Below are 5,409 nucleotides of genomic sequence, written 5' to 3' on the forward strand. Positions count from 1 at the left end.
AGTCGATGTCCTTGTCCTGGGTAAGGCTGAGAGCTGTTTGCAATGCCAGCTTGCCCAGGCTGCTGGTGCGGCGGCGCATCATTGGCGGGATCAGATTGGCCGGGGCAGCGGGCGGATCTTCAGGCCAGGTCATATCAAGTTCGGCCCAGGTTTTCCACTTATCGAGATCGGTCAGACCGGGCGATAGAGCTTCCCAGTCAATTAGCTTAAAAGAGATGGTGTTCATGACAATATAGCCGTTGGTTATAAAATTATGGCTATAGTTGCATATGATATAGGGGCGTTCCCAGTGATGCTGGTTATATTATGAGTCACCTCACTGTTTGTTTGTTGATTTGTTTGACATTTTACGTGGAATAAAGTGAACCCGCCCTATTCTTGCTAAAGGTAGGGCGGGTAATAGAAAGGCAAATTATTGGTGGCGGGTATCCCACCATTGTTGTGCCTGAATGAGGGCAGATTGCTGATTAGGGCAGACCTGCATCATTTTTAGCACAATGGCCATGGTAGATACGACGGCATGGGTTCCGTAGTTGTTCTCCACCTCGCCACTCCAGACTTTCTGCAGGTACTCGCCGCTGATTTCCCCGTGTTTGCCCGAGGCGCCTTCAAGAAATGTCGGCCATTCCTCTTCGTAAATCTGTCCACTTGAGACACCGGCTATCCGGCAGGCAGTACGAGGGCTGCGCTCGCTCTCTCCGCCCTCACCTTTGAAGGCCACCATATTGGCATCGCCAACCAAGGCTGCTGCCTGGGCATGGAGCTTTTCATAACCCTGATGAAAAATACCGTGAATAGCAAAGGTTGCTGCTGATGGGTTCAGGGCGCGGGCCACCGTATTGAGCGGGGTTCGCAGGCCAACTTTGTTTCGTAGCGCCAGGAGATCGACCAGTGGCTCGCAATAGGCCGACAGCGGGACATAGCAGATATCATCGTGGGCAAGGATGACTTTGGCTTCTTCGGGGGTATTGGCTTGACGGATCCCTAAGGCCGGGCAGGCTGATTCTATCTGGTATTTAATCGCGTCGACTGAGGCGTGGCCGTGCAACAACACCCGGACACCGTTTTGAGCCAGCAGTTTGGCTGCCAGTAGCAGCCATGGCGGCTGGCGTCGTTTACCGGCAAAACACGGCCAGTCGAGGTCGATATCGAGATCTTGCCAGTCGTCATCGATATGTTCACGTAGCGCCTGAATATAGCCGGCGGCTTCTTCGCCGGTTTCACAACGAACACGTTGCAGCATCAGCAAAACGGCCAGCTGCAGCAGATCTGCTTTCCCGTCAATGTACATAGACAGCGCTTCGCGCGCTTCTTCCTGGGTGAGCGGCCGACGGCCCTTCTCACCGCGACCGACATGTTTGATAAATTCTGAAAAGGCTGGCATTTCAATCCCTGATTTTTTTGAGTTATTCGAATAATAGTATACCCAAACACCGCCAAGGTGCAGGTTTTGAAAGTGATATCAGTAAGTTCTATCTAAAGTGAGTGGGGGGGATATCCGCCTCGGCAACTTCATTTCGTCTGCTGCCAATCATCTACACTGAAAGAACTGTGCTGAATTTAAGACTGACAGAAGGTGAGCCGATGAATCTCAAACTTGTGACAATAGTGATGACCTTGTTGTTTTCTCTTCCTGCCTGGGCGGAAGGGCGTGCCGTTAGCTACAAGGTCAATGGCGATGATTACGAAGGGTATTATATTTCACCTGATGCCAAGGCCCCTCTGGTGCTGCTGATACATGATTGGGACGGCCTGACAGATTACGAGGTCAAGCGGGCTCAAATGCTGGCCGAGGAAGGCTATGCGGTATTTGCCGCCGATTTGTTTGGTGCCGGGGTGAGGCCGACCAGGGTTGAGGATAAGCGTCAACATACCGGTGAACTGTATAAAGACAGGAATAAAATGCGGGAATTACTCATTGGTGCCATGACAATGGCCGATTCGTTGGGGGGCAATACTGATAATGCCGTCGCCATGGGCTACTGTTTTGGCGGAGCTGCCGTGCTGGAAATGGCCCGCTCTGGTGCCGAGATGAAAGGGTTCGTTACCTTTCACGGAGGATTGAAAACGCCCAAGGGGCAGGATTACTCGAACACCAAAGGCAGCCTGCTGATCATGCATGGTGGAGCCGATCAGGCCATTCCGATGAGTGATTTTGCTGCGTTGTCCCAGGAGCTGGAAAAGACCTCGCTTGATAATGAGATGATTGTCTATAGTGGCGCACCCCATGCGTTCACCGTCTATGGCTCGGATAATTACCGCGAGAAGGCCGATTATAAGTCGTGGCAGCGTTTTCTGACCTATCTTGATGCAGTAATTGATTGATTTATAGGTATTTGTTCTGCATGCTGTATGTCATAGAAGGAGCGTAAGATGAACAAGTACCAAGACAAAACGATACGTTGGGGGATCATTGGCTGCGGTAACGTGACCGAGGTAAAAAGTGGCCCGGCCTATCAGCAAGCCGAAGGGTTCGAGCTGGTTGCTGTTATGCGCCGTGATGAAGTAAAGGCCCGGGACTACGCCGCGCGCCATGGTGTAAAAAAATACTACACAGACGCCGAGCAGCTTATCGCCGATAACGAGGTCGATGCGGTGTATATTGCCACTCCACCGGACAGCCATCGGTACTATGCCCAGAAGGTTGCCGCGGTAGGCAAGCCGTGCTGTATCGAAAAGCCGTTGGCACCGAGTTACGAGGATTGCCAGGCCATTGTTACCGCTTTTGAGCAGCAACAGCTTCCCTTGTTTGTGGCTTATTATCGTCGTTCCCTGCCGCGCTTTCAGCAAGTGAAGGCATGGCTAGAGGCCGGGAAAATCGGGGATATCCGCCATGTCAGCTGGCACCTGAGCAAGCCGGCCAACCCTCTTGATTTATCCGAAGACTATAACTGGCGAACTGATGCCACTATTGCTGCCGGGGGTTATTTCGATGATCTGGCCAGCCACGGGCTTGATCTCCTGATCTATCTGCTGGGAGAGGTACAACACGCATCCGGATTTGCCGTCAATCAGCAAGGGCTGTATTCCGCCAGTGATGCTGTAACAGGCTGCTGGGTACATCAAAATGGCATCACGGGCTCGGGAAGCTGGAACTTTGGTTCGGCGAAGCGGGAAGATCGGGTAGAGATCATTGGCAGCCAGGGCAAACTGACTTTTTCTGTCTTCGACGAAGCGCCCGTGTGTCTGGCCAATCATGATGGTGAGAAGAGCCGGTTTATCGACAACCCAAAACATATTCAGCAATACCATGTGGCAGCCATCGGGAGGGATTTGCGAGAGCAGGCTCGCCACCCGTCAACAGGTAAGACCGCAGCCCATACGAGTTGGGTGATGGAACAGATCCTGGGCCGATAAGGGCTGAACCTTTCTGTTTGCGGCTAGTCAAAAAATTTAACACTGTTTTTATTAAAAGGAATGGATTTATGCTGTGCGTTACTACACCGGATATCGCCCATCGAGAGATTAAGGAAGTTCTAGGTACCGTTTCTGGGAACGTGGTCCAGTCCAAGCATGTCGGTCGTGACATCATGGCGGGTTTCAAAACCATCTTCGGCGGCGAGATCCGCGGCTACACCGAGATGCTTACCGAAGCGCGCGAACAGGCATTGAGCAGGGCAATCGGGGAAGCCGAAGCCATGGGTGCCGATGCCATCGTGAATATGCGCTTTACAACCAGCGCGATTATGCAGGGCGCGTCCGAAATATTGGTTTATGGCACTGCAGTTAAGTTGAAGTAGTGTGATACTGTTTATTGTTGTTGCTGAAAGCATAAAGCGTTCAAAAAATTATAGCGTGTCCTTTTAATGGGCTTTGTTGAACAAATCAGAGTGAACACTTTCTGTGATCGATGATCTGATCGAAGAGCTATCTCTAGCAGGCTGTTTCCATGGAACAAGTCGTTTATTGAACAAGCAACTAGAAAGATTGCAACTAAGCATTGATTAATCGTGGCTCAGAGCATCATAGTAATAGAGGTTGCACCAACCTCTATTCGGACACCGCTATCAATACAGCGCTAATGGCATGGCAAGTTTTTAACTTGTAGCTTCGTGCCGTCCAAGGCTTTATGAACTCAGTGTTTTCTCGGATGATCACTTGCCCTCATTACACCAGTACTAGTAAACGAGCCAAAACTGTTGATGTCTCCATCAAGATGCCTGCACTCTGTGAAATTCGTAACCTTGCCATTGATGCCACTGGTTTAATAGTGTTTGGTGAAGATGAGTTAAAATGAAAAATAACGGTAAAGAGCGACGCCGTGTTTAGCGGAAATTCCGCTTCACTGTTGATGCTGATACTCACTAAATAGTTTGTTCAGAGCTTTCTTTGTTTACTTTTATGGGGGGTGAAGTGGTGTCTACATTGTTGACCAAGATATATCGAAAAATTAGAGCAATATCAGGTGACGGAGCTTATGGCACTAGGCTGAGCGAGCAAATGAAAAAAGGCATATCCACTTACTTCTCCCCTAGCCAGTATGTCTATTGGGAGCAAGGCCATCCGAGAAACTGTGCAGTAGCAAACCAGCACATCCATGGAAATAGGTAATAACGAACACTGGAATAAGATTAGCGGCTATAATGATAGATTGATATCCGATACAGCCATGTCGAGATACAAGCGACTGGGCTTTAAAACACAAGATGAATGTTTTATTGGATATTACCTTGAATTGTTGCACTTTAAACTTGATATTAAGAGGCCAAGGTATGCCTGAAACTCAACATGGTTTGATCTGCCTATTTGAGGATTTGATTAACAAAGCCTACTCACTACCAGAAGTAATTAACCCTAAGAACCTATCATTATATCTTCATCTATATACTTGACTAATACGTATAATATAAAGTCACATCAAGACACAGGTAAACTAATAATTTGGCATCTCTATCTTGTTTCAACATGTGAACACCATGATTAAGCTGTCATAAATACTATACGTAAGCCATATTTGTCCATGCTATCGAGTGCTTTTGGTGAAGTTGATACACTTTTATACTACAAAACTTATATATTTATAGTTGTTATTATTGTAACAATATTTTAGCTGATTTAGCCATTTTTTTCTTAAGTTCACGAGCGTAGTTTCGCATCACAGTTGCATTATCAGCCCTTCTTGCATCTCCACAAGCTTTACCTTGATAGTAAATATCAGGACTTGAGTAAATAGGTAGCACTTCATAATCACGATTCATTATTGTCCCTTTACCGGAGCATGTATAACCACGAGCATAGGGTTTAAGCATGTGCTGATTTTTTTCTGAAGCGTATTTCTTAAGATATTTTTCTAAATTAGAAAACCATGTTCTGTCTTCATGTTGAGCCCAGGCTAAATGACCAAGTTCATGTTCAATCGTATAAACATCGGCATCATGAGCAATTATAAAGAAACGATTATTTGAATCC

At 47.8% G+C, this 5,409-nt stretch carries 5 protein-coding genes and 2 pseudogenes; 4 read left to right on the plus strand and 3 right to left on the minus strand.

The window, feature by feature from the left end; translation table 11 throughout:
* On the minus strand, positions 1 to 226 hold a 226-nt coding region (locus tag MHN01_RS15235), incomplete at its 3' end, for a beta-ketoacyl synthase chain length factor (RefSeq protein ID WP_239412126.1).
* Between the two features lie 186 nt (positions 227 to 412).
* A complete protein-coding gene (locus tag MHN01_RS15240) occupies positions 413 to 1,384 on the minus strand; it encodes a glycosyl transferase family protein (protein WP_239412127.1) in 972 nt (323 codons plus the stop codon).
* A gap of 227 nt (positions 1,385 to 1,611) precedes the next feature.
* On the opposite strand from MHN01_RS15240, the gene MHN01_RS15245 reads away from it, so the two are divergent.
* The 4 genes and pseudogenes from MHN01_RS15245 to MHN01_RS24690 all read left to right on the plus strand — a co-directional run.
* On the plus strand, positions 1,612 to 2,325 hold the full coding sequence (locus tag MHN01_RS15245; protein ID WP_239412130.1) for a dienelactone hydrolase family protein: 714 nt from the start codon (positions 1,612 to 1,614) through the stop codon (positions 2,323 to 2,325).
* A 48-nt stretch (positions 2,326 to 2,373) separates the two neighbouring features.
* Positions 2,374 to 3,357 (plus strand): Gfo/Idh/MocA family protein, encoded by a 984-nt coding sequence (locus MHN01_RS15250; protein WP_239412128.1) that lies wholly within the window; start codon positions 2,374 to 2,376, stop codon positions 3,355 to 3,357.
* 68 nt (positions 3,358 to 3,425) lie between these two features.
* A complete protein-coding gene (locus tag MHN01_RS15255; protein WP_239412129.1) occupies positions 3,426 to 3,740 on the plus strand; it encodes a heavy metal-binding domain-containing protein in 315 nt (104 codons plus the stop codon).
* Between the two features lie 320 nt (positions 3,741 to 4,060).
* Positions 4,061 to 4,237 (plus strand): annotated as a pseudogene (locus MHN01_RS24690) (transposase); the annotation flags it as partial.
* Between the two features lie 793 nt (positions 4,238 to 5,030).
* On the opposite strand, the pseudogene MHN01_RS15260 reads toward MHN01_RS24690, so the two are convergent.
* Positions 5,031 to 5,409 (minus strand): annotated as a pseudogene (locus MHN01_RS15260) (hypothetical protein); the annotation flags it as partial.

Origin of the sequence: Photobacterium sp. OFAV2-7 (assembly GCF_022347985.1) — a bacterium.
Taxonomy (GTDB): domain Bacteria; phylum Pseudomonadota; class Gammaproteobacteria; order Enterobacterales; family Vibrionaceae; genus Photobacterium.